The sequence below is a fragment of the Bradyrhizobium sp. USDA 4341 genome (assembly GCF_054063755.1).
Genome location: NZ_JBSSGO010000001.1, coordinates 684,362 through 708,697 on the forward strand (window position 1 = coordinate 684,362; position 24,336 = coordinate 708,697).

Annotated in this window: 15 protein-coding genes; 6 read left to right on the plus strand and 9 right to left on the minus strand. The window is 62.5% G+C overall.

Annotated features, from left to right (window positions below; genetic code table 11):
- Positions 1 to 9: 9 nt before the first annotated feature.
- Positions 10 to 2,109, minus strand: coding sequence for an ATP-dependent helicase (locus ACVIGB_RS03430; RefSeq protein ID WP_456718139.1), 2,100 nt, complete (start codon positions 2,107 to 2,109; stop codon positions 10 to 12).
- A gap of 205 nt (positions 2,110 to 2,314) precedes the next feature.
- Here ACVIGB_RS03430 and dnaE point away from each other — a divergent pair, with 205 nt between their 5' ends.
- From dnaE to ACVIGB_RS03450, 4 genes are all read left to right on the plus strand, one after another.
- Entirely contained in the window at positions 2,315 to 5,989 is a 3,675-nt protein-coding gene (gene dnaE / locus ACVIGB_RS03435; protein WP_456718138.1) for a DNA polymerase III subunit alpha, read from the plus strand.
- A gap of 1,094 nt (positions 5,990 to 7,083) precedes the next feature.
- The gene (gene dnaA, locus ACVIGB_RS03440) at positions 7,084 to 8,475 is read left to right on the plus strand and encodes a chromosomal replication initiator protein DnaA (RefSeq protein WP_456718255.1); all 1,392 of its coding nucleotides are present in this window, start codon (positions 7,084 to 7,086) and stop codon (positions 8,473 to 8,475) included.
- A gap of 111 nt (positions 8,476 to 8,586) precedes the next feature.
- A complete protein-coding gene (locus ACVIGB_RS03445; RefSeq protein WP_456718137.1) occupies positions 8,587 to 9,243 on the plus strand; it encodes a hypothetical protein in 657 nt (218 codons plus the stop codon).
- Positions 9,240 to 9,494: a hypothetical protein gene (locus tag ACVIGB_RS03450; RefSeq protein ID WP_456718136.1), complete on the plus strand. Its 255-nt coding sequence runs from the start codon at positions 9,240 to 9,242 to the stop codon at positions 9,492 to 9,494. The genes ACVIGB_RS03445 and ACVIGB_RS03450 overlap by 4 nt, the downstream gene beginning before the upstream one ends.
- Before the next feature lie 24 nt (positions 9,495 to 9,518).
- Here the strand turns inward: ACVIGB_RS03450 and ACVIGB_RS03455 are convergent, their stop codons facing one another.
- From ACVIGB_RS03455 to ACVIGB_RS03480, 6 genes are all read right to left on the minus strand, one after another.
- Positions 9,519 to 10,967, minus strand: coding sequence for a hypothetical protein (locus ACVIGB_RS03455; RefSeq protein WP_456718135.1), 1,449 nt, complete (start codon positions 10,965 to 10,967; stop codon positions 9,519 to 9,521).
- A gap of 7 nt (positions 10,968 to 10,974) precedes the next feature.
- On the minus strand, positions 10,975 to 11,766 hold the full coding sequence (locus ACVIGB_RS03460; protein ID WP_456718134.1) for a hypothetical protein: 792 nt from the start codon (positions 11,764 to 11,766) through the stop codon (positions 10,975 to 10,977).
- Positions 11,767 to 11,782: 16 nt separating this feature from the next.
- The gene (locus ACVIGB_RS03465) at positions 11,783 to 13,336 is read right to left on the minus strand and encodes a hypothetical protein (RefSeq protein WP_456718133.1); all 1,554 of its coding nucleotides are present in this window, start codon (positions 13,334 to 13,336) and stop codon (positions 11,783 to 11,785) included.
- Positions 13,337 to 13,353: 17 nt separating this feature from the next.
- Complete coding sequence (locus ACVIGB_RS03470) at positions 13,354 to 14,514, minus strand: DotG/IcmE/VirB10 family protein (RefSeq protein WP_456718132.1); 1,161 nt, start codon at positions 14,512 to 14,514, stop codon at positions 13,354 to 13,356.
- 9 nt (positions 14,515 to 14,523) lie between these two features.
- On the minus strand, positions 14,524 to 15,498 hold the full coding sequence (locus tag ACVIGB_RS03475; RefSeq protein ID WP_456718131.1) for a DotH/IcmK family type IV secretion protein: 975 nt from the start codon (positions 15,496 to 15,498) through the stop codon (positions 14,524 to 14,526).
- Between the two features lie 114 nt (positions 15,499 to 15,612).
- Positions 15,613 to 16,335, minus strand: a complete 723-nt coding sequence (locus tag ACVIGB_RS03480; protein WP_456718130.1) for a DotI/IcmL family type IV secretion protein — start codon at positions 16,333 to 16,335, stop codon at positions 15,613 to 15,615.
- Between the two features lie 148 nt (positions 16,336 to 16,483).
- On the opposite strand from ACVIGB_RS03480, the gene ACVIGB_RS03485 reads away from it, so the two are divergent.
- Positions 16,484 to 17,053, plus strand: a complete 570-nt coding sequence (locus ACVIGB_RS03485) for a hypothetical protein (RefSeq protein WP_456718129.1) — start codon at positions 16,484 to 16,486, stop codon at positions 17,051 to 17,053.
- A 186-nt stretch (positions 17,054 to 17,239) separates the two neighbouring features.
- The gene (locus ACVIGB_RS03490; protein ID WP_456749084.1) at positions 17,240 to 17,797 is read left to right on the plus strand and encodes a PAS domain-containing protein; all 558 of its coding nucleotides are present in this window, start codon (positions 17,240 to 17,242) and stop codon (positions 17,795 to 17,797) included.
- Between the two features lie 16 nt (positions 17,798 to 17,813).
- Here the strand turns inward: ACVIGB_RS03490 and ACVIGB_RS03495 are convergent, their stop codons facing one another.
- Entirely contained in the window at positions 17,814 to 18,119 is a 306-nt protein-coding gene (locus ACVIGB_RS03495; RefSeq protein WP_456718127.1) for a hypothetical protein, read from the minus strand.
- A gap of 285 nt (positions 18,120 to 18,404) precedes the next feature.
- The gene (locus tag ACVIGB_RS03500; protein WP_456718126.1) at positions 18,405 to 24,266 is read right to left on the minus strand and encodes a putative Ig domain-containing protein; all 5,862 of its coding nucleotides are present in this window, start codon (positions 24,264 to 24,266) and stop codon (positions 18,405 to 18,407) included.
- Positions 24,267 to 24,336: the final 70 nt, after the last annotated feature.

The following is a 24,336-nucleotide window of genomic DNA, read 5'->3' on the forward strand; positions in this document are numbered from 1 at the left end:
CTCCCATGTTCATCTCTTGCGCCTGGCAAAGCCGGACCGACCGGCCGCCGCCTTACGTCGCGTCACCTTGCCCTGGCGCCCCTCACCCTCGACAATATCCACGAAGGACAGGCCGGCCTCGGCAACGAAGGACGATGGGCCACCACCGAACCCGCCAGCGGTGCGCGTCATGGCATAGGAGACGTGAACAGTCTTCTTCGCCCTGGTTAGCGCGACGTGCGCCAAGCGCCGCTCCTCCGGCAATCCACCACCGACCGGTCCGTCCCACGGATCGCCCAGATGACCTCCGACACCCGCCTTGACCGCCCTCTCGGACGGGAAAATCCCCGTCTCCCAAACTGGCAGGAAAACGTGGTCGAACTCGAGACCCTTGGAGGAATGGATCGTCGAAAGTCGTATGGAGTTCTCTGCGTCCTCCTCCTCGTCGAGATCAGTCATGAGCGCGACCGCCTGAGCGAATGCCGACGCGTCGTCCTCCTCGAGCGCAACCCGCCGGACAAACTCAAGCGTCCTTAGTTTCCTCTTGGTCTTTTTATCCCCTTCCCGCGTGATCCAGTCTTCATAGCCGGTATCGGCCAGGATCGCGTCGAGCATCAGCGCGGTCTGTCGGCCGGCGGTGCCGTCTACCGCCAGCCATTCGAGAATGCGGGCCAGTTTTACGAGGTTTTCCCTGACGTCCGGCCGAAGTCGGACCTCGCTTCCCGCGACCGAGAAACATGCCTCGGAATAATTCAGATCGAGCGAGCTTGCGGCGTCGATAATGGCCTCAACCGTCGCGGGGCCAAGCCCGCGCGTCGGCCGGTTGGCAATGCGGCGGAAAGCCAGATCGTCGCGAGGCGCAACCGCAAGCCTCAAATAGCCGACCATGTCCTTGAACTCTTCACGCGAGAGCAGCGAATGGCCTCCGACACGATTGAACGGTATCCGCTTGCGGAGGAATGCCTCCTCAAACGGCTCCATCGTCCAACTCGCCCGCAGAAGGACGGCAATTTCCGATCCCTTGACGCCATCGTCCAGCATTCCCCCGATCCGCTCGGCGATCGCATGTGCTTCTCGAATTTCCGTCGGATAGGCGATCAACTCGACGTCGGCCCCCTCGCGGCCAGACGTCAGCTGCTTCTTGGTGTCCTTCTTGCCGCGGTTCCAGTTCACCACCTCAAGCGCCGGCTTCAGGATTTGTTCGGTGCATCTGCGATTGACCGTGAGCCCAAACCCGCGCGCGCCTTCACCGGCAATGACCCGCATCGCATCCGGCTGCGAGGCCTGGAACCCCATGATGCTCTGGTCCTCATCGCCCACCGCAAAAATATTGCCGTGAATCCCCGCCAGGAACTGGGCAAACCGCTTCTGCACGGCGTTGACATCCTGGGCCTCGTCAATCAGCAGATACTGAACCTTCGAGCTCTCCGCTTTCCGCACTTCGGGATGCTTGCCCATAGTCCGCGCTGCCAGCGAAACAAGGTCGGCGAAATCCAGCGAGTTGCGCCTGCGCAATTCGTATTCATAGGCGGCAAACACCTGGGCGTGCCTCTCCTGCACCGGATCGGGCCGGGCCGGGCGATCCGGCTTCTCGACCATCTCCGCCGTGAGACCCCAGACCTTCCAGAGGGTAATCTGCCGGAACGCTGCCCTGACAGGATCTTCGGCTTTCAGCTCCCAGGCTTTCCGGGCCGCCGCTTCCTTCTTTTCCCACTCTGCGGGAGTAAGACCATCCCGCGACGGTGTCTCGAAGGCCGGCACAAGACCGGTACGCACCGCGGCCAAAAGCACCAGATATCTGGCATCGTCCTCGTCCAGGACACGAAAATCGGGCCCGTCGAGACCGGCATGCCCCGGCCATCGGCGCAAGAGCCTGCAGGCGAGCGAATGAAAGGTGCCGACGCGCACGCCGAAAGCGGTGTCTCCCAGGTTCTTCTTCAACCGAGTGGCAACCTCGCGGGCGGCCTTGTTCGTAAAGGTCACCGCTGTAATTGTCTTCGGGTCGACACCAGAGGCCAGCAGAAAGGCAATGCGACCGACGAGGGTCGTCGTCTTGCCGGTCCCGGCTCCCGCCATCACAACGGCGCGGCCACCGCCGGCCCGCACGGCCGCCGCCTGCTCCTCGCTCAAGGATTCGCTTATTTGGTTAACTTCGATTGTCACCTGGAATCACACCTCACTATTTGCGATCGATGGTCGACTTCCGAGCGCGGCACCGTCAAGGTCGACCCGGCTTTTCCCCCCGAATCCCCACCATTAATCGAATCCTTCTGGACCTAAGCCGAGCGACCATGAATGAATGGGGGCTGCTCAACACCGATACCCGGATTCGTCAATGACCGCCTTCCCACATCTCCGCGTCCACAGCGACTTCACCCTCGGCACAGGCGCGAGCGACGTGAAGGCTTTGGTCGCCGAGGCCAAGCGGCTGAACATTCCGGCATTCGCACTCACCGATGACGCAAATATGTACGGCGCGCTGGGCTTCTCGAAGGAAGCCGCCGGTGCCGGAATCCAGCCGATCGTCGGAGCCAAAATCTGGGCCGAGATCCCCTATCGCAAGGAAACGATCCACGGCAGCCTCACGCTGCTCGCAACCAATGACGTCGGCTATAAGAACATCTGCAAATTGGTCGAACAGTCGTGGCTGCCGCAGAAAGGCCATGACGGCAGCGAGGTTCCGAACCGCCTCGACGGGCATCCGACGCTGCCGCTCGCCACGATCGAAGACCCCCATGCACTCGATGGCGTCATCGTGCTGACTGGCGGTCCCGACGGGCTTTTGCCGCGCCTTGCGGCGCGAGACCGCGGCCTCGCCGGCGAAATCCTGGCGTTCCTCGCCGACCTCGCGCCCGAGCGCTGCTACGTCGAATTCTGCCGAAACACCCATCCGAGCGCTGATGCGCTTGCGATCGAAGACGTCCTGTTCCGGATGGCGACGGAAGAGAAGCTTCCGTGCGTGGCCACCGCCGAAACATATTATGCCACGCGCGACCGACATACCGCCTTCGAGTTGCTGCATGCGATCCGGGAGAAGGGCCAAATCACCGGTGACAATGCTCGCGGGCCCGATGCGGTATATTACCACCTCCGATCGGCGGAGGAGATGGCCGAGCTCTTTCCAGACATGCCAGGCGCCCTGGAGAACGCGATCGCGATCGCTCGCCGCTGCGCGTTCAAGGCAGAAGGCCGGGCGCCTTTGCTGCCGCCCTTTGCCTGCGGCGACGGACGCACCGAAGACCAGGAGCTTACCAGCCAGGCGCATGAGGGTCTGACGGAGCGCCTGCTTGTCAACTGCATCCCCGAGGATCGTCACGCCGAATACCGAGCGCGGCTTGAATACGAGATCGGCGTCATCCAGAAGATGGGTTTCTCCGGCTACTTCCTGATCGTTTCGGACTTCATCAAATGGTCCATCGCGGCAGGCATCCCTGTCGGCCCGGGCCGCGGTTCCGGCGCGGGCTCGCTGGTTGCCTACTCGTTGAAGATCACCGACCTCGACCCGCTTCCCTTTGGGTTGCTGTTCGAGCGGTTCCTCAATCCCGACCGCGTCTCGATGCCCGACTTCGACGTCGACTTCTGCCAGGACCGCCGCGGCGAGGTGATCCGCTACGTGCGCCAGAAGTACGGTGCCGATCACGTCGCCGGCATCGTCACCTTCATGGAGATCAAAGCCAAGACCGCCATCTCCGACGTCGGACGCGTGCTCCACCATCCAGTTCACGGTGGTTACCCCTACGGTGAGCGCAAGCATCTGACGAGCCTGGTCCCGGACGACCCCTCCAACCCGCTGACCCTTCCGCAAGTCATGGAGAAGGAGCCGGGCTTCAAAGCCGAGATCGAATCGAGCGACCGATTGCGCCTGCTCTATGAGAACGCATGCGCAATCGAGGGCCTCTATCGGAACTCATCATCGCACGCGGCCGGCATCATCATCGCAGGCAAGCCGATCCGAGACCTCGTTCCTGTCGGCTACGACGACAAGGCCAAGAATCGGCTTTGCCAGTTCGACATGAAAGATTCCGAGACCGCCGGGCTCGTCAAGTTCGACTTCCTCGGATTGACCACGCTTTCAATCCTGCGCGAGGCTACCTCGCACATTCGCAATTTCTACAACCTGCCCGACTTCGACCTGTCCACGCTTCCGCTTGATGACCCCAAGGTCTACCAGCTCTTCGAGGACGGTCATACCGCCGGTGTCTTCCAGTTCGAAAGCGGCGGCATGGTCAAGAACCTCAGGGACATGAAACCGACCCGGATCGAGGACCTGATCGCGGCAAACGCCCTCTATCGCCCGGGCCCGATGGAGATGTTCCCGATCTATAACGCGTGCAAGAACGGGCACGCCGAGCCTGACTATCCCGAACCGAAGGACCGGACACGGGCCACCCTGGAAGAAACCTTCGGGATCATGGTCTACCAGGAACAGGTGATGCAGATCGCCCGCGACGTCGCTGGCTACACGCTGGCGCAAGCGGATCTGCTGCGACGGGCCATGGGCAAGAAGATCAAGGCGGAAATGGACGCCAACAAGGCCAAGTTCATCGAAGGCGCGGTCGCCACCGGCGTGAGGGAGAAAGACGCCTCCGACCTGTTCGAGAAGATCGAGAAGTTCGCAAGCTACGGCTTCAACAAGAGCCACGCTGCGGCCTATGCGCTGATTGCCTATCGCACCGCCTATGTGAAGACGCACTACCCAGCGGCGTTCTTTGCAGCTCAGCTTTCCTACGAAAAGTTCCCCGAGAAAATCGACAACATCAAGGGCGACATGGATCGCCTTGGCGTCCGCTACGACCTGCCCGACATCAACCGCTCCTTCAAGCGTTACATGCCAGAGGTCGACGCAAAGGGTGTCATCGGCGTCCGCTTCGGCCTGCAGCACGTAAAGGGACTCTCCGATGGCCTCGACGAGCTCGAACGGATCCGCGCGGAAGGCGGTCCATTCAAAAATCTCGCTGACTTCGCCAAGCGAGCCGGCAAGCTGTTCAACAAGACCCAGCTGACCCACCTCGCCCAGGTCGGCTGTTTCGATTCGTTCGATGACAACCGGCGGCGCGCGCTCGAAGCGATCCAGTGGCACGTCAAGGGAGCGAAATCGACGCTGTCCCAAGGCAGCCTCTTCTCCGCTGAAGACGTGGAAGTTCAACTCCCCGCCGAGATCGCGGACATGAAGCCTTGGGACAACAAGGCCGACCGCGAATTTGATGCGCTCGGGTTTTATCTGCAGAGCCACCCGCTCGACCGGTTGAAATTCCGCCTCGCCAAGGCTGGCATTCGCAGCAAACAAGAGTATGTCGACGAGATGGTTCGCGAGCGCCACGCGGATCTCTCCGGGGTGTTACTTTCCGGCCTCGTCAAGGACTTCGAGCGGAAGGTCAGCGGCAAGGGCAATACCTACCTTCAGCTGATCGTCGAAGAGAGCAAATCCAGCAAATACCTGCTGCGCTTCTTTTCCTCGCGCGGCGCCGACATGTCTCTGAACCAGATCTCGTCCCTGCTCATGGTCGCCAAAGCGAGTCGCGAGCCTATCATTGTGAAGGCCCGGATGAGCCAGGATGCCCGCGGGGAAGTCGCTATATGGCCTGATAGCATCTATCTCGCCGCCGACTATCTCGCCAAGGTACGCAGCGACATCACGATCTTCCTGGATCACAAATCCTGGGAGCCGAGCGGTGCAGAACTTGAAAGTCTCGAAAAGCTGAGGTCATCAGGAGCGTCTGAGCGCGACATCGCGTTCAAGAGGACGGAATTGTCCGATGGCGTAGCCGCGGTGGATGCCGAGTTGATCATGTCGACGCTGGATGCGGTACGCGACGACGACGACCCCAGCGCGGTTCGTGTCCGCATTGACGTGGCGCTGAGCGAGAACAGGGTCTTCGCCGATATCATGCCGGGCCGCTATCTGCTGTCCGACGGCTTCGAAGCAAGGGTGCGGTCGTATTCGACATTCCAGGCCATGCACGAAGGGATTGTCGACCGGCGCGCCAAGGTGCTTCCGGCCGCCGCCTGAGCCCCAAAATCCAGATCCTGTGACTGCCAACGTACTGTTTTCACGACAGCATTCCGTAGATCGACGGCTCTCGCGATTCCACAACACCGCGTTAACGATACCAACAAAGGCTAATCGTGACTGCGCGTCGCGCGAGCATCTTTCTTCGCGTCTAGCTCCCTCATTTTGCAGAGCTTCCAAGGATTCGTTGCCAGAAAGTCGCAAGGATTCAATTTCCAAAAAAAAGCCCTTCCGCTGTGCAGGATTCCTTGTCATAGTTTGCCATCATTCGATCTCAAACAAACCGATCAATTGGGGGACCCTACATGTCGAAAGAAGCGCTAGCAGAAGTCATCGGAGCCAGCGAAATCGCACCGATCCACGTCATCCAGACCACCATCACAGATATCGCTCCGATCCACGCTATCCCCGGCAAGACCATCCCGCTGCGCGCAGATATTCAGATTGCCTCCAAGGATTCGATTGACGTCGCGACCGACGGCACGGCGACCGCAGAAATCCTCCCGCTCGCGAACTCAAGCCGCAACGGCCAGGACCATCCCGCGCAGCCGAGCCCCATCATGACTGCCGAGGCTGCCGCCGTCGTCACACCGGCCGCAGTCGCTACGGACTCCGCGAAGCCGGCCAACCACCGGTATTCCAAGCGGGGCAACAATGGCCGTTTCGCCACCAAGCCCGAGCCGGTCGTGGCATTGCCGCCCTCGCCGCGCGCCTCCAATGAAGCCCCTCAGACACAGACCTCCGTTCCAGCCCTGACCCTGTTCGCCCTGGCGCCGAACTCCGACATCACCTCAAAGATCGATGGCGCAAAGACGAAGCGCCGCACGGAGAAGAGCCCCTCCGCTCCGCAGAAGATCGCGCTCGTTCAACAAACCCTTCCGATCGAAGCGCCTGCGGCGACGACCGCCGAGAGCCCGGCCGTGACGAAGGCACCGATTGAGGTCGAGACGGTCGCCACCGCGCCGCTCGCCATCGAGGCGCCGGCCGACATCAAGATCGAGACCCCGGTCGCCGCGATGGCAGAGGCGGCTCCCGCTACCGTCGCGGAGGCTGACTCTCGCTCAGGCGAGGTGATCGATTTTCCGCAGAACGACATGGCCGCAGCGAAGGAGAACTTCGAGGCATACAAGGGGCGCCTGCGGGAAGTCTACGGCACCGACATCTACACCGCCTGGTTCCAATCCCTGAAGCTCGATTCCATGGTCGGCAGCAAGCTCGTGCTGTCGGTACCGACCCGCTTCCTCAAATCCTGGATCCAGTCCCACTATATCGACGGCCTGCTCAACATCTGGCGCGAAATTCACCCGACCGTCTCGGTCGTCGAGATCCAGGTCCGCTCACCGATCGCTCGCCCGGCCACCCAGAACGACATCGAAATCAAGGGGCGCAGCACCACGAGCTCGGTCAGCCATTTCGCAAGACCCGCGGCGACGGCGCCAGACCGGGCGGTCGCCCGCACCTCGCTCGATGCGCGACACACCTTCGCAACCTTCGTCTGTGGCGAGTCAAATCGCCTCGCACTGAACGCCGCCAAGCTTGCGGCGAGCGTCGACGCGGTCAACAAGACCGCATTCAATCCGCTCTACATCTATGGTGGAGTGGGTCTCGGAAAGACCCATCTGCTGCAGGCCATCGCAGCCGATAATCCGGGCCGCGCCCTCTATGTCACCGCCGAATCCTTCATGTACAATTTCATCGGAACGGCACAGAACCGCGGACTCGACCTCAAGAGTGTGCTCGCCAATGTCGACATCCTGCTGATGGATGATCTGCAGTTCCTCCAGGGCAAGAGCACGGTTACCGAACTCGCCCTCATCGTGAACGCCATGATCGATGCCGGCCGCCAGGTGATCGTGGCCGCCGATCGCTCCCCCGGCCAGCTCGACTGTCAGGACGAGCGTCTCGCCTCCCGCCTGAAGGCCGGCTACTGCGTGGAGATCAGCAACCCCGAGCAGGAAACTCGCCTGGGCATCCTCAGCTCGCACCTGAAGTCCGATTACCCGTCGATGGCGGTGACCGAAGACGTCCTGGAGCATCTGTCGGGCGCCATCGTCACCACCGGCCGCGATCTCGTCGGTGCTCTCAACCACATCAATACGGCGTCTCGTCTCGCCAACCAGACCAACCAGCCGGTCACGATGGACATGGCAGAAGCTGCCATTCGCCAGATCACCGAGGCCCAGCCGGCCCGCCGCGTCAAGATCGAGGACATCCAGAAGGTGGTGTCGCGCTTCTACAAGATCAGCAAGGACGACATGATCTCGGCCCGTCGCACCTCCAACGTCGTGCGGCCGCGTCAGATCGCGATCTACCTCGCCAAGAGCTTGACGCTGCGCTCGCTGCCCGAGATCGGCCGGCGCTTCGGCGGTCGCGATCACACGACCATCCTCCATGCGGTCCGCAAGATCGAGGCCTTGGTCACCAAGGACGAGACGCTGGAGAACGAGGTCTCCACCTTGAAGCGTCTCATCGGCTGCCCGGCCTGACCCAACCGCGCATCATCCTTCGTCAACCCGGGAGCAAGGCAGAAGCCCACGGGCCATGCTTTTGCTCCCGGGTTCGCTTCTACCTTACCACCGGCTCCGGAGAACGTGCCTATGAGCGAGCTCGAGAACGATGTCGCATTCCTGCGCCGCGACCGCGACAGCTGGAAATCCCTGGCCGATAGCGCCAACAAGCGGGCCGACGGACTGGCCGCACAGCTTAAGGCAATTCAGTGCGCGCGCGATGGCACGGAAACGCCTTTCAAGGTCCTCGAGCAACCGTTCGGCATCTATCTCTCGATCAACGAGATCGGAGACAAAAACGGCCACGTGTGCACCGCCGAGAATGGTGAGATCGCGAAGGACATTCTCGTGGCGCTCAATATTGCTTCGGCCGCCCCGGTACAAGCAGCGGCTCTGCACGACACCATCATGGGCGCGGCAAAACTCCACACCCACGACCACGCGACGGCCTCCAAGATCGCAAGAGACGTTCTCGCGGCCCTGTCTCCGCCGGTTGCCCTGCCCGTACAGGTGAAGGCCACTGACGCAGATCTCATTGCGCGATGCCAGGAGTTGCTCGACTGGAACGTGTCCAGTCTCCTGCATGGAGGCACCGGCGGCAAGGTCAGGGAGCTTGCGGACACCCTCCACAGGCTGAAGGACATTCCGAAGGACCAGGCACTCACGCTCGCTGCGATCAATACGCGGGATGAGGCGATGCGGGAGGTCGTGCGGCTCGCAACCGGCAAGGCTGTCGGGGTCCCATGAAACGCACGCGCACCTTCCGGGATCCAAAAACCGGCCGATACGACTACGACGGTGATTTCGACCGCCTATGCAAGTGCGGGCATTCGCTCGGCGTCCATTCCCAGGGCGGCTACTACTGCGACACCGATGCGATCGGCAACAACGAGCCGGAGGCTATCGGCTGCAAATGTGAGCGGTTCCGACCGTCAGGCAAGCGCCGCGGCGAGAACGCCGTGCCTGACAAGCAAGAGACGACCAAACACCCTGGATAGCCTCGTCTACCCTCAACGAGCCAACTATCCCCATTTGCCGGCCTGTTTCGCCTTCCAGACGCTGTCCAGGCGGTCGCGACGTTGGTCGTCGGGCATCGCGGCAATCGCGTCCAAATTCCAGAGCCAGTTGCGCTGCTTGGACTGAATACCGTGCGCCATGACGCCGGCGCGCGGCTCACCGCCCCATTTCGGCATCGTATCCGCTCGAAAGAGGCCATCCGGGACATCGACAAAGGTTGGCATCAGTCCGGCGGCCGCAGCATCCTTCACAAGCGTCCCAATGTCCTCCTCGGCCACCGCACACAATATCCAGCCGAGCCCGTAAGAGCGCACCGCAAAGCCTGCATCTCCGAACTGCAATGCCTTCATGAACAAACTGGATTTATCGGCAGCCTTGATCCAGGCGCCACGCCAGGACGTGTCCGGGCGCTCGCTGCCGGCGGACTTGGTTCCGGCCTTGCTCTTGTCTTCCGGCAGGGCGGCCGCTCTCCAGAGAGTCTCAGCGATGATGCCGGCGGACCAGGACAGGTCAGTGTATTTGTCGGACAGAAATTTGATGACCGCCTCGGGCAAACTTGGCACCAGCGGCTTCAGCCCTCCCCCCTTCCAGAAGCTCTTGACGTCAACCTCCGCAAAGCGACGCAACATCGGCAGTTCCGGGTGCGCCACCCAGCTCCGCTGCACTCTCTTTTCCTTGTCGGTAGAAGCTCCAAATCCGTAGATCGGCGCGACCTCTTGCTTCATCGAACCGAGCGTCACCTCGGCCATGACCGGTTGTTGAAGCTCGCCGACCCAGGCCGTACGCTCCTCCGGTGACATCTTGTTCAATTCACGCCGGCCGACATGTTCCCATGGCCCCTCGGGAAATGGCGTCTGCAACATCTCCCAGCAGTAACTGACCCGCGGCATGCGCAGCCTCACCCAACGCGAATTCTTCGGCACCGCGCCGGTGACCGACGTGAATTCTGTGTAGGCCTGCCCCGATTTCATCATGGCAGCGGCCTCGCCTTGCGGATACTCCGCGGCAGGAATGAGCCGACGCAGGTCATCCCGGAGCGTCTTGCCCTCGAACAGCTTGTCCATGCGCAGCTTGGGATCGGTCGAGCGCACCAGGTTGTAGGCGATCCTCATGATGCGAGCGAACACTTCGGCGACAAACGGCGCCACGAACGTGGCGGTCGCAATCTGCGGGTCGTAACCCCATTCCTTGAGGATGTCCTGCGGACTGACCACGAGATACTTGTCGTGCCGAAGCCACGGATTGCGCCAGATATCGCTGCCGCCAAGCTTGAAGAACACGCCGTATTGCACGTTCGTCAGCCAGATGATGTCTGTCGACAGCTCGTGCACGCCCGAAATTCGCTTGGCCTGCCTTTGGCCAGCGATGCCGACCCAAGCCGGTCCCCCCGGATCGTCCGGGGAGTCGAACAAAACTACCCCGAAACGCCGGTTGATGCCCTCGTCCTCATCCATCGCCGGCTCATTTCTTCATGGCGATGGAGAGGAGCCCGTTCCAGGTGTCCGGCTTCAGGTTGGCTATCGGCCCTCCCTTGCCCATCCAGACCTCGAGCCAGTCCTGAGCACGGTCGTGGCCATTCTCGACCATCCTCATCCCGAGCGGGAGCAACCTAAGGCCTTGCGTCCACGAATCCTTGCGGACGAACACCTCGTCAGGGGCCAACATCAGAACGTTGGCGAGATCGAGAGCATCCGCGGTCTTGAAGTCGGCTTGAGCTCTATTTTGCCGGTCCTTCAACGCAGCAAAATACGCCGAGGCAGCGTCGGCAATTCGAGACGCCGACGCCGCCACATCTTCGGCCGCACGCTTCATGCCAGGCGCCACCTTCGCGACATCCGCGCGCTTCTCGGCAGCCCAGGCCTTGGCAACCTGAATCATTCTGACGGTATGGTTGAGCTCCACCTGGGTCAGTTCCGGGTGCCAGATCAGCACCGCTTCGCGTTTCGATCCCCAGAGGCCGATGTGCTGGCACATGTGACAATACTGACACGACGTCACGAGGTTCTCGAGCCGGTTGTCTTCGTGATTGTCATTGAGGTGATGAACCTCCTGCCAGTGCGTGCCGCGCGGAGACGGAGGCACGCGGAACGAGCAAAACCGGCAAGCATAGTCGTCACGTTCGAGCGCGCGCTTCTTGACCTGCTCGAACTCACTGTCGGAGGCAAAGAAGTTCGGATCCCTTTCGTCACGCCACTTCTCGCGCTTGATATTCAGCGTGAGCGGCAACAACGGCTGGTTTCGAAGCAACGCCATCAGGCAGGGACCTCAATTACTCGACAATGACGCCACGGCTGGTGACAACAACCCAGGACCCGCCGTTCTGGCGGATTGACTGGATCTCGCCCGCACCCGGGATTGACTGGCCAACGGTGAATTCCTCGGTCCGGCCCTTGGCGGTCTGAACCGAAACCATCGAACGGCCGTTGATCTCCGACACTGCCTTCAGGCGCAGACCCGAGATCCGCATCGGCTTGGCCGGCGGTTCATCTCCGGCCATCGCGACGTCACTTGGATCGCTGCCATCGTCCGATTTGGCCGCGTGACGGCTCCGGCCCTTGCCGCGCCGCGCCTTCGGCGCTGTATCCTCGTCAACGGCTTCCGCCTTCGTCACCGCCTTGGTCTTTTTCGGCTCGGAGACGAGCGAGGGAGCCTTGGTCTCCTTTGCCGGAGATGTCTTGGCTTCCATCGAGACTACGGACGGCATGATCGGCGAGGACGTCGCCACCGGCGCCTTGCCCGCCGGCGCCGATGCCGGCCCCTTGCTCTCCAGCGCGGCGATGCGACCGGAGAAATCGCTGCGATCGGCCTGGGCCGCGCGCTCGAGCACCTCCAGGCGAGAATTCACGCGCCCAATATTGGCGCCGATGACTTCGAGCTGGGATGAAATGCCCTTGAGCGCTTCGTCGGCCCCTCCCTGGGACGGCCGGTTCATCCCGGTCATCCCATCGGGCACGGCAGACGCAACCTGGATCGGCTGCGTTCCTGGCGTTTGGGCCGACGGCTGTTGAGCCGGGGCCGGACGTTGCATGGCCTGCTGGACGGGCGGCCGCGGCTGCGCCTGGGATTCCTGGGGCATCGGCGGCCGCTGGACGGCAGGCGAGCCACCAGCTGGCATCCCGTTCGGCATCGTGGTCGTGGGGGGCATCTGGATGCGCTGCGGCCCCTGCGCCGTCTGCACGGCGGGTTGACCGAAGAAAACCGGCGAAACATAGCTCCAGGCGCCATACCCGACCGCTCCAAGCAACGCGATGCCGCCGACCGGCATGATCAGCCGCGAAAGCAGCGAGCGCTGTGCCGCGACCGGAGCATTCTCGAGATCACGATCTTCGTCGCCATGGTGTTCGGCGTGCCGAAGTACGTTCTCATCGTCCTCGTCGGAATGAACCTCGCCGGCGACGTGATCGCCGGTGGCGTGGTCAAAATCGTCGTGACCGTCTGAATCGAAATTCTCGATCGGCTCGTCGCTCGCGGCGAACTGGTCGCCCTCGGCTTCGGCATAGATACGCGGCGCACCTTCGATGTGCTCCTGCTCGCCAAACGCGGTTCGCGAACCGACATGATCATCGCCAGCGTCGACATCATCAAAGCTGTCGCCCACCTGATGGGCGACAGGATCCGCACCGAAGCCCGTCGGGTTGTCCGGCAATGCGTCGAATTCATCGTGCATGCCCTGCGGCGGCGGAGCCGCCGCCTCGCGGCCGCGCACTGGCGGCACGCCGCCGAAGCCGCCACCAGCGGCGTTCGCACCGCCCTTGCGGGCACCACCCGTTTCCTCCTCGTCGAACGAGAAGTTGAAATCGACGTCCTCTCCCGGCTGAGCCATGGAAGTTCTCCCTCACATCACAAGAAGAGGATGCCGATCGGCGTCCCCGAACGCACCTTGACCGTAGTCGGTACGTTGCCGAATTCGCGGGTCAGGATGTTCCCGACCTGTCCCGCAGTCTGTCCACCCGCCACGATCAACTGCTGCCTGGTGTCGAGCGTCGGGTAGGCGATGGTCGTGCCGGTCGTGTCGCGCGACACCGTCGCTCCCGACTGTCCGACCGCGTTGCCAAAGCCCTGGACGAACGACGCCGCCGCCGTGATCGCGACCTTCTGGAACAAGTGACGATCGACGTCGGTTGCGAGCGCTGTGCCAAGCTTGTCGGTGTCCACCGCGTAGGCCTCGACATCGACCGTTCGCGCAACCTTATTGCCGCCCCGGATGTCGACGACGGTCATCTTCTTGAAGTCGATCACGAGCGAGTTCTGGGCGACCTTGAAGGACCCGATCAGGGTCGCTCCCGACAGCGGCCCCTGCAGGACGCGCGCGAGCACCGGTCCCGGCGCATCCGAATTCGCTTCGCTGACCATCTCCGCGTAGAGCACGGTGCCCGGGAAGGGCTTCAGCGAGTCCGCAAGGTTACCCTGGTTGGCCGAGACGATCTGGGCAAGCTGCCGCATAGGATCGACGGTCGGGCCAACAAGCTTGCCGTCGTTGAAATACTCGACCTTCGCGCCGGCCAGCTTGTCGTCTTCCATCTTGCCGAAACTGCGCGTGACGTTCTGCACAACCTGGTCATTGACCGGCCGAACAATCGCCGGCGGCGGAGGTGTGGCAGGAACACGCAGTGGCGGCGCAACCACCACCGCATCCTGACGCGGCGGCTCATTCCCGGGCAGCCGCGCGCGCTGGCGATCCGGCTCCTCCGGAGCACCCTTGCCCTGCGGCGTCAGAATGATGGTCGGAACTGTGCTTTCGCCCTTGGCCTGGGCTTCAGATGCCCGCTGATTGTCCTGATCCTGCAGGGCCTGCATGTAGGTCGGCGAGACGACATTGCCGCCCTGGACTGTCGGCTGCTGCCCCGGCGCCGGCCGCAGTTGCGTCACGCGACCCTCGTCGGCGTTGCCCCGGAAGTAGAAAATCGCCGCGATGACCGCGAACACCACGCCGATGACAATCAAACCGCGGCGCGTCCCCTTCTCGCCCGTGACCTTGCCCAAAATATCCTTGATAGCCATGCCCCCTCCTCAGCGCCTGACCGACACGGTCGCCATACGTCCCTCACGGGAAACGATCAGCACCGGCGCCTCGACCATCTGGTAGACGTTCACCCCGGCATTGCCGGAGGACTTGGAGATGTAGGCAGGCGACAGCAGCTCGGCGGTCGTCCGCACGTACATCATCTTCTCGAACATCCAAGCCTCGACGTCGCGCGAACCGGTGGACGCCTTCTCGGCACCCCGCGGCGGCACGCCATCCAGGAAGGAGATCATTGTCGTGTCGTTAGTCGGCGACAGCCCGCCTCCACCAATCATGTCGGCAATCGCATTCGGACCACGGGCCCCGACCCGCACATCCACGCGATAGTCGACTTCTTCCTGGCCGGTGGTAACCGTCATCACGATCGGCACCGGATACTTCGTCAGCGTCACCGCCACGTTCGTGGCGCCCTGATACCTGATCGGCGACAGGGTGATGATGTTCGTCTCGTTCTGCGGGCCGGCCGACTTGGCCTCGAGCGACGTCGGATCGCCGGTTGCGACCGACAACACCGGCCATGGCTTCCCGGTAATATCCACGAAGGTCAGCGTCGTGACGCGCTGGGCCGTAACCCGGATCACCGGCGTCGGCTCGCCCGGCTTCAGCGACAGCGAAATCGTACGCGTGACAGGACGCACCGGCGCAATTGGCAGGTTCTGGGCGCGCCGGGCGGCATCCTGACGCTTGCGGAATTCAGTGATCTGATCCGGCGTCAGCGGCACGAGCTGCTTCACGGCGCTCTCGAACGCCTCGTCCTCCGCCGAACGCCCAGGCGCCGTCGGCGCCCCGATCTGCACCGGCGCAGCTCCAGTCGGCTGAAATGCTGGTTGCTGCTGTGGCTGCTGCTGGGGAATGGCAAGGTCTTCAAGCCCGCCACCGCCGCGGGCCGCCGGCGGCACGACCGCCGGTGATTGCTGGATCGTGCCGGGTAGAGGCGCAATCGCAGCCGGCGGCGGATCCATGCTCAACCGCGGCGGACCGGATTGCTGCGCGCTGGCAATTGCGGGCGCGGCCGCCAGTAGCAACCCAACACCCGTCCGGAAACACTTGGACGAACTAAACACCTGCGATCCCCCTTACTTCGCAAGAATCTGCGCGATCCCCAATCCGCTCGGATTCTCGGACTCCGGCCGACGAACGACGATCACCTCGGCAATGAATCCTACGGTCTGATGCGCAGAAGCGCTCTCGTAGGTCACAAGCATTGGGATTTCGATCTTCCAGCCCCAACGACCATCCACGATACCTTCCTGCGACACAACCGGAGCCTCGCGCAGCGCGGAAGAAGTCACATATTTATTCTCAATGACATCGGCGAGGATCTTGCGGGCCTCGACCGCCTGCTGAAAGCCGCGCCATCCAGAATCCGTGAAGTTGAGCTTCGAGACCTCGAAGGATTCGCGATAATTCGAAAATCCGAAGGTAAAGGCCTGGGTGATCGCGTTCGTGGTCCAGTTGACCACCTCGCCCTTGGACTGGATCGGGCGGTCCAGAGCCGTCAGCGACCTGATCTGACCGAGCGAGTCGGTAGCAAAATACTTGATTTCGACCGGCCGCAGGGCCAACCAGAAATTTAGCAAAAGCGAGACCCCAAGCAGCATAAGCAGCCCATATAGCGTCCTCAACAGCAGCTCATACCGCTCACGCGCATAGGCCTGCCGCGACAGTGTGGTCGCGACGGCCTCGTCCTGATGTGTGGACACGGGCATCTCAGCCCGCCCCGCCGGCCGGCCTGCAATTTTCCTGACCGCGGACGCCGCTCCGCCGGCAGCCCCCTGGAACCGATCGCTTACGCTCATTAATCTAATCCTTGCACGAACACTCAAAAACCTAACCTCGGTCGCCCGTCCCTCACAACTGTTCGTAAGGATTCGTCCCCGGTCATTTCCTGTTGACGAGGCCTCAACCTTCACGAAGATTCAAAACACGTCAACGAAGGATTGGATTGTGACTGTCGTCGGAAAAACGTGGGGAGATCAGGAGCGCGAGCACTTGGTCAGATACTGGTGCGCCACCAGGTCGATCATCCTGACAGCAGCCGTACTGGGCCGATCAACGTCCGCGATCCAGACCGCCGCCAGCCGGTTCAACCTGCCGAAGCGCCCGCTCAGCGACGAAACCCACCGGCGCGCCTGGAATTCGGACGACGAGGCGAAGTGGCAAAAAGCCAAGCGGGACCTGACCCGGCGGGACGGTCGGCTGCCGCTGGACAAGACGGCGGTCCGCCTGCACCGCAGCGTCGACGTGGTCGCAAACCGGCTCATGCAGGAAGTTGGCGGCGACCACACTCTATTCTTGCGCCGCATCGTCGTCCCGCAAATCGAGGAGCTCCCTCAGTTCGAAGAGACCCTGCGCGGGGTGGACGAGCCTCCGAAGGCCGAAGAGGTGAGCGACGCGCGCAATCTTGGCAAAATGCGCAAATGCCTGTCGTGCACGCGCCCGTTCTGGTCTCACTCCGCCGGCAATCGCATCTGCAACAAGTGCAAATCTTCGAGCGACAGCCTTTGGGAACCGTAGAGATAGGATTAATTTCCTATTCCTCGATCGACTTCGCTACCCGCGGTCTGGTTATCTAATCCTTGGCGACTCTCCAGCTCAGTCTCGGCACAAGCCATGCACAAGTCTGCCGTAACGATCATCGACAGACGCTCCCTGAGCGAAAACGGCACACCAACGTCCCGCCTACGGACAGACCAGGACGCCATGAAGCACCAATCGAACCGGGATTTCTTCGCGTATTGGGATTCGCGGCGCGCGGGAGCCCGCGCTCCCTCCCGGAATCAGATCGACCCGTCCGCCATTCGTCACATGGTAGCCCACACATTCGTGGCGTCGGCTGCGCCGCACAGCGGCTTCCCGTTCACGATGGTTGGTACGTGGATATGCAAGCTGCTTGACCGCAATTTGCCTGGCGAATCCTTGCCCGGCCTGTTCTCCGGCGCCAACCGCGCCGACATCGGCGAGATCCTGGCTGCCGTGGTGAACGAAACGCTTCCGGCGGTGGTCGGGGTCTCTGCGACCGCGGTCGAAGGCACCCCGGTAACGCTGGAGCTGCTCCTTCTACCCTTTGCCGCGCGACCTCATTTTCCGGCCGCCCTGACCGGATCACTCGTGGCTCTTGCCGAGGTCCCCGGCTACGCGATCGAGCCCTGGCTTCGGTTGTCGTCCTGGCGGTTTTTGGCAACGCCGCCGGCGGCGGCGCGACCCGTGCGCAAGCTGACGATGGGCGACGGTGTGATGGTATACGAGGCCGCCAGCTAGAACTGGCTGACGTCGATCAGTGGTTCTTTTTACCGTTCGGTCCGATCGCCGGTGGCTTGGCTGATTTGCAGATCTCCTCGAGGTCCATTCCAATCGCCTTGGCAAGCTTGACCATGTAGGCGATGAAATTCACGGACAAGGGCTGACCGACCTCCACGACGGCGTCGAGGTCGACATTGACCTGCGTTTGGACGGCATTCACCGGCGGCAACCGGCCAAACTTCAGGACAAGCGACCCGGTCTTGGGATCGAAATCGAAGCTATTGTAGTCGACTTCGAATAGCTGCGTATTCGGCGTCACCTTGTTCACGAACTCGACCATCACACTCGCTCCTGACGCTGGGCCAATTCAATTGTCTTTCCCATACACGGTGGCTCAGGCCGAATGCGGTGAGAGTGGTTCAAAAGACAACTTTTCCCCGCAAACCAAGGGCCAGGCTTCGCTCGGACGAACTTTGAGCCGAGGCCCTTCCAATCGAGCGACGGAGTAAGGCGGTCCGCCGGGCTGTGGCGCCACGGTGTTCGTATACGGCCCGTCGCGCCGTGGATTCCCAGTGGGCGGAGCGGCTAGACATCTGCTCGGCAGGGCAGCCGCGCGCTTCGCGGTCTAGAAGGAGACCGCGAATGTGCCGGTTACTGGTGACGAATCGTAAGAGTCGACGGCCTTCACGGTTATCCCGGTTTGGGTGCAATGCCCGGTCGGCGAGGTTACCTTGATTTGGCCGGTTGCCGTAGAGACCAGGGTCACAGAGACGCCTGAGCAGCCAGTCCCGGCCGACTGCAGCGAGTATGCCACCGAGCCGCCGGCGGAGACAACGACCGGAGCAGGAGCCGTGAATGCAGTGCCCAAAGTCCCTGCCAGGGTGCCCGAAGGGAAGTTGACGGCAAATGGATTCGTCACACGGATCGTGAAGGAGCCGGCTGTTGCCTTGGTCGAGCCGGACTGGATGTAGGCCGAGATGTTATAGGTCACGATCGCATTGTTCGGCACGGGCGCGGCGTAATAGACAAAGCAGGTGCCCTGGGTCGAGCCCGCCGGGATGCCGCCAACCTTGTAGTTGGCAGCCTTCGCCGTCGAGCAGTCCGACGCTGAGGATGCCGTATAGGTCAATGCCGGATAGGTTCCCGCCGCCGTCGGACTGATGCTTGATGACGTTGTCTGGAAGACCCAGTCACCGACGAAGTTGCTGACCGCCCAGAGCCCGGTATAGGGCGCCGGCGCGGTGGCACGCGCGTTGATCGGCGACCCGAAGGGCAACGCGACTTGTGCTCCCGGGGTTGCGATGCTCGTGGCGATGTTGAACGATCCACTCGTGGCGTTTGAACCGTTCGAATCGACCACCTTCATCGTGAAGTTGGCGTTGCAGCTTGTGGACGGAACAGTTCCGCTGATGATGCCGGCCGAAGAGTCGAACGACAGACCGCAAGCCGAGGTCACCGGTGTCGATCCGTTCAGCAGAAGCGTATAGGTCGGTGTCCCGAGCAGACCGGTGACGGTCGGTGCCGGAAAGTTTGCGCCGTTATTTGTCAAAACAAAGTAAGCCGACTGCGACATAGCAATCGACATGGCCTGCAGCTGCGTCGACAGCGACACAGTCTTTGTCACCGTGTCACCGAGCGGACCCATGTCCTTTGCGGAGATGGTGATCGTGTCGTTCTCGAGTCCTGTCGGTGTGCCCGAGATCGTCAGTGTCTGGTTGCCAGCTCCGCTCGGGGTGATGGTCATCCAGGAGGGTGCGCCCGTGACCGACCACTCGTAGGATCCGCTCTCGCCGGAAACAGTGAGGGTCGCCGAATACGGCGTGCCGGCAATCCCAGCGGTTGGCGGCGATCCGCTCAAGGCGAGCGGACTCTCGATCACAACACTGAAGGGCTCGGTCGACACACTTCGGACGCCGTCCGTCACCGTGACGACGAGGCCAGGAAAGGTCCCTGCCTGACCAGGAACAGTGATGAACTTTCCGGCGTTCGGATCTCCCCGCGTCCCGTCGAACACGAGACCCGTCGGCAGCGTTCCGGCAATGGAGTAGCTGTAGTTCCCAGCCCCTCCGGCCGCAGTGAAACCCGGGAAGTAGGCCGATGGAGTAACGTTCGACAGCCAGACAGCCGCAGCTCCCGTCGGTCCCGAAGCCGGCGAGATTGATAGCTCCGGCTGGACATGAATGTTCATCTGGACCGGCACGCTGCTCTCGCCACGTGCGTCGATGGCGGTGACGGTCACATTGGTCAAATCCGCCCCCACCTGTGGGGTACCGCCGATGCCGGAGTCCGAGAATGACAGACCATTCCAAGCGCCGGATACGATGGTCCCCGTGCCAGCGCTGCCCGTTCCCCCCGCAAAGGCGATTCTATAGGGGCCCGTGCCGCCCGACGCTGAGAGCGCATAGGAGACCACCGTCTCCTTCGCGATCATAGATGGCGGCGATATCGAAGCCAACGCCACGGGCTGCTCGATCGAAAGCGCGAACGGCGTTGCCGTTGTCGCGGAAAGCTCGGTCGACGCGTCCGTCACGCGGATGGTGAAGCCTGTTTGGTCACAGGTGCCAGTTGGCGTTCCGGAAATCGCCCCACTCGAGGTGGAGAACGACAGACCCGTACAAAGTGCTGCGAGGTTCGAAACCGGAGCGCCGCCTTGCAGCAATGCAAACGACACCGATCCGACGTTGCTCGCATAGGTTGGCGCTGGAGCGGTCAGTGCCTGACCGACGTTCCCAAGAACCGTCCCGGTCGGTCCTCCGGAGATCGTCACTGTCGAAATGACCATGAGCGTGAAGGATTGGACGGTAATCGTGTCCCCAAATCTTCCCGCGTCGGTCACCGTAATGGTGATCAGGCGCCCGGGATCACCCTGCGTTGGTGTCCCTGATAGCGTAAAGGTATTGTTTCCGGGACCACTCGGCGTGGCGGTCAACCACGACGGACCATTGGTCATCAGCCAATTGTAGCTGCCACTCTCACCGGATGCCGTGAAGACCGCATAGTACGGCTGCCCGACGGTCGCGGTTGATGGGGCCTGGCCGCTCGCCGATAGCGCATCCAGGACCGTGAGCTCGAACGGGTCCGTCGTCGCCGTGACTTGCCCGTCGCTGACCGCCACCGACACGGTATAGTTACCCGCGCTGCCCGGCGCCGGCGAACCAACGAGCTTCCCGGCGGCAGTCAGAACGACACCGTTCGGAAGTGTTCCCGAAGCAACCGAGAAAGTGTCTGCGCCCTGCCCTCCTGAGGCCGAAAACGATCCGGAAACCTGCTTCCCGACCACAATGGTCGCCTGGTCGCCAACGATGCCGTAAGTCGGCGAAATTGCCAGCGCTGGCCCAATCGACACGACCAGATTGGCCGTCGTGCTGCTCCCCTCGGTGTCGGTGACGACAATGGAGCCCTGCCACTGACCTTGCGCGCCGGGGATCCCTGAGATCGTCGCGGTCGAGGCATTGAACGAAAGTCCGAGAGCCGCGAGCGAGCCGGATTGATTGGTCAGCGCGTAGGTGTAATGGCCCGAGCCGCCCGAAACAGAAGGAGTATAGGTGTAGCTCTCGCCAACCGCACCGGACGAAGGCGCGCCAGACACGACTACCGACGGATCCACGGAGATTGAGAAGCTCCCCGATGTCGCCTGCGCGCCATCGAAGGAATCGACGACCCGCATTGCAAGGCCCGATACTGTACATCCGGCCGTCGGCACTCCGGCAACGGCTGTCCCATTAAAGCCCAATCCTGGACAGACGGTGCCGAGATCAAAGGGAGCGCCGTTTCGCAACAGATCTACTGAAGCGGTGCCGAGAATATTGGCAACAGCCGCAGTCGGCGCTCCGACGAGCGCATGCCCGACGATTGCGCTGACACTGGTCGGATCTGCAATGGTCGGCGGCCCCGCAATCGTCAGAGCGAACGAAGGCGCAATAGCGCTTTCACCATTCTCCGCCGCGGTAGCGGTGACCGTGTACCTGGTGACATTGCTCACCGAAGGAGCTACCCCGGAGAAAGCGTTGCCTGAAACGGACAGGGTCAGCGGGGGCGCAAGGATTGCCGACGCATCGAAGGACCACACCGGCACATCGAAGTTCGTTGACAGCGTCCCGGAGATCTGCGCTCCCGATCGCAACAGCGAGGCCGTCGACAAGCTTGCCGTTGCGCTCGCCGGCAAGACCGTGATCGAGAACGGCGCTGACGCCGCGGTCTCGATGCCGTCAGTTACCGAGACAACCACTGGGCCGACCGTCCCAACATTTGCCATCGACGGGACACCGCTCAATGCCCCCGATCCGGCGTTCAAGGAGACCCACGAGGGTAGATTTCCGGAACTCACCGAATAGATCGTCCGGCCGTTGCCGCCCGATGCCGTGAGTGCCGCCGAGTAAGGAATACCAGCGACTGCAGTCGGCGAAGGACTGCCCGCGATCGACATCGCGCCGTAGACCATTACGGTCGCCGGTAGTCCTGGCGCCGACGCATAGCGGCCGATCCCATCGCTCGCGCCGAGCGCCGTCACCGTGAATGTCCCGGCAGATGTCGGAGCACCAGTGACGGCTCCTGTCACGGGGTCGACATTCACGCCAGGAGGAAGGCCGGTCGCCGAGAACGTGACCCCGTCAATGCCGCCGTTTACATGAAGCGCAACCGGCTGACTGTTGAGGTCGACCACAGGCTCTCCAACGGTCATCGCCCGCGGCAATGAGCCCGACACGGAAAAACCCGGCAAGGAGACCGAGATCGTATAGTCCGCAGAATTCACCGTCGCGCCCAGAGCGTCGGTTGCACTCACCGCCAGCCCACCGAAGGTCCCGGCAGTGTCCGGCGTGCCCGATGCTTCACCCGTCGCAGGATTGAGCGTCAACCAGCTCGGCCACCCACCAACCTGCGCATAGCGGTACGGCGCGGTCCCACCGATCGCCAAAAAACTCGCCGCATACTGCGCGCCCACTGTGGCCTGTGCCGGCAGAGCGCCTGCAAGAGCCATTAGCCCCTGGGGGCGAATGGTAATCGACATCGCACCCGTTGAAGCTGTGCGTCCCGCACCATCGGTCACGGTGAGCGAAATTCCCCCGTAGGTCTCGGCCTGACTCGGAGTGCCCGCCAGGATGCCGCCGGCGTCAAAGGACAAGCCGGGTGGCAGCGAACCGCTGATCGACCACACATAGTCGCCGTCGCCGCCGGCGGCCCGCCATTGCGCTGAATATGGCTGACCAACGACCCCGTTCGAGGCGCCGCCGGACGCGACCACAACCTGCGACACCACGGTCATGGTGAAAATCTGACTTGCCGCAGAGTTGCCGTGGGCATCCGTGCCGGTGACCTGCAGGTTCGGGTAGGTTCCTTCCTGCGTAGGCACACCAGAGATCGCTTGCCCCGAGAATGAAAGCCCCGGAGGAAGGTCACCGGTCAGGGCAAGATTGTAGGGCGGTGCGCCGCCTGAGGGCGTGAAATTATAGAAAAAAGACTGACCCAGCGCAGCTTGCGCCGGCCCGGCGGGCAGCCCGAACGATCCGCCTGGCGTCGATTGCACATTCAGCGTTACAGGTCCGGACGCTGTGCGTCCGTCCGTATCCGTGACCGTTACCGCAAGGATGACTGTGCCCGCCACGTTCGGCGTGCCGCCGATATTGCCCCCTAGCCCGTGCAGCCCATCGGGCAATCCGGCGATGGCGTAAGAGTATGGTCCTCGTCCACCTGTCGCGCGCAGCTCGGCGCCGTACCCGGAATACTGCCTGGCGTCAGGCAAGCTTTGCGGCAGCGCGAGCGCCTCATTGACGTAGACCGCGATGGGACCGAACGAGGCCAATCGACCGTCAGCGTCGGTGCCCGATGCGCCGAGCGAGTAGACGCCAGGCGTAGCAAACACTCCCGAGATAGTTGCAAACCCCGTTCCGTTTGAGGCGGTGAGACCAGGCACGTCAGTCTCGGTCGCCATCGCATAGGGCGCGACGCCACCCTGCCCAGTGAAGGTCAGTGCCGCCTGATCACCGACGACGGCCGTCACCATTCCGCTGCCCGCGATCGCAAACGGCGTGCGGATCGAGAAAGGGTCAACCACCAGTGTGGCCACCCGCGCTTCCGCATTTGCAGTGCCATCCGACACGCGCACGACCGCCGAGAACGCGCCAGATACCAGCGGCGCACCAGCGATGACGCCGCTGGTCCCACCCAAGGACAGGCCGGGCGGCAAGGAGCCCGAGACGACAGCAAATGAGGTCGGCCCCTGAGCGCCGGTGACGGTCGGGCCTTCGGTGAAGGCAGTGTCATTCGAGATATGATCCGGCGTCGCGTAGCTTAGCGACAGCGTCGATCCCTGCCCGGGCGGTGGATCGGACTGCTGCTGATTGCCCCAGCCGCCGTACATGCGGAAATACTGGTAAGTTGCACGCGCTGGAGCGGCGGCCGCCAGAACGACGCTTCCGATCGTGAGCGCCGCGGCGAACGCCCTGCGACGCGCCCCGCCCCTTTTTCCCACCAGGACAAGCTTCGGCATCGTACGGCTCTGTACCCACTCTGAAGGATTCAATTACCTGCCAAATACCATGGCAAGAACAACAATCCAG

Coding starts and splice junctions, on each gene's coding strand:
- ACVIGB_RS03465 (WP_456718133.1), bottom strand. CDS start 13,336: ATGGCTCAGCCGGGAGAGGACGTCGATTTCAACTTCTCGTTCGACGAG.
- ACVIGB_RS03480 (WP_456718130.1), bottom strand. CDS start 16,335: ATGAGCGTAAGCGATCGGTTCCAGGGGGCTGCCGGCGGAGCGGCGTCC.
- ACVIGB_RS03490 (WP_456749084.1), top strand. CDS start 17,240: ATGAAGCACCAATCGAACCGGGATTTCTTCGCGTATTGGGATTCGCGG.
- ACVIGB_RS03470 (WP_456718132.1), bottom strand. CDS start 14,514: ATGGCTATCAAGGATATTTTGGGCAAGGTCACGGGCGAGAAGGGGACG.
- ACVIGB_RS03445 (WP_456718137.1), top strand. CDS start 8,587: ATGAGCGAGCTCGAGAACGATGTCGCATTCCTGCGCCGCGACCGCGAC.
- dnaA (WP_456718255.1), top strand. CDS start 7,084: ATGGCCGCAGCGAAGGAGAACTTCGAGGCATACAAGGGGCGCCTGCGG.
- ACVIGB_RS03475 (WP_456718131.1), bottom strand. CDS start 15,498: ATGGATCCGCCGCCGGCTGCGATTGCGCCTCTACCCGGCACGATCCAG.
- ACVIGB_RS03500 (WP_456718126.1), bottom strand. CDS start 24,266: ATGCCGAAGCTTGTCCTGGTGGGAAAAAGGGGCGGGGCGCGTCGCAGG.
- ACVIGB_RS03460 (WP_456718134.1), bottom strand. CDS start 11,766: ATGGCGTTGCTTCGAAACCAGCCGTTGTTGCCGCTCACGCTGAATATC.
- ACVIGB_RS03450 (WP_456718136.1), top strand. CDS start 9,240: ATGAAACGCACGCGCACCTTCCGGGATCCAAAAACCGGCCGATACGAC.
- dnaE (WP_456718138.1), top strand. CDS start 2,315: ATGACCGCCTTCCCACATCTCCGCGTCCACAGCGACTTCACCCTCGGC.
- ACVIGB_RS03455 (WP_456718135.1), bottom strand. CDS start 10,967: ATGGATGAGGACGAGGGCATCAACCGGCGTTTCGGGGTAGTTTTGTTC.
- ACVIGB_RS03495 (WP_456718127.1), bottom strand. CDS start 18,119: ATGGTCGAGTTCGTGAACAAGGTGACGCCGAATACGCAGCTATTCGAA.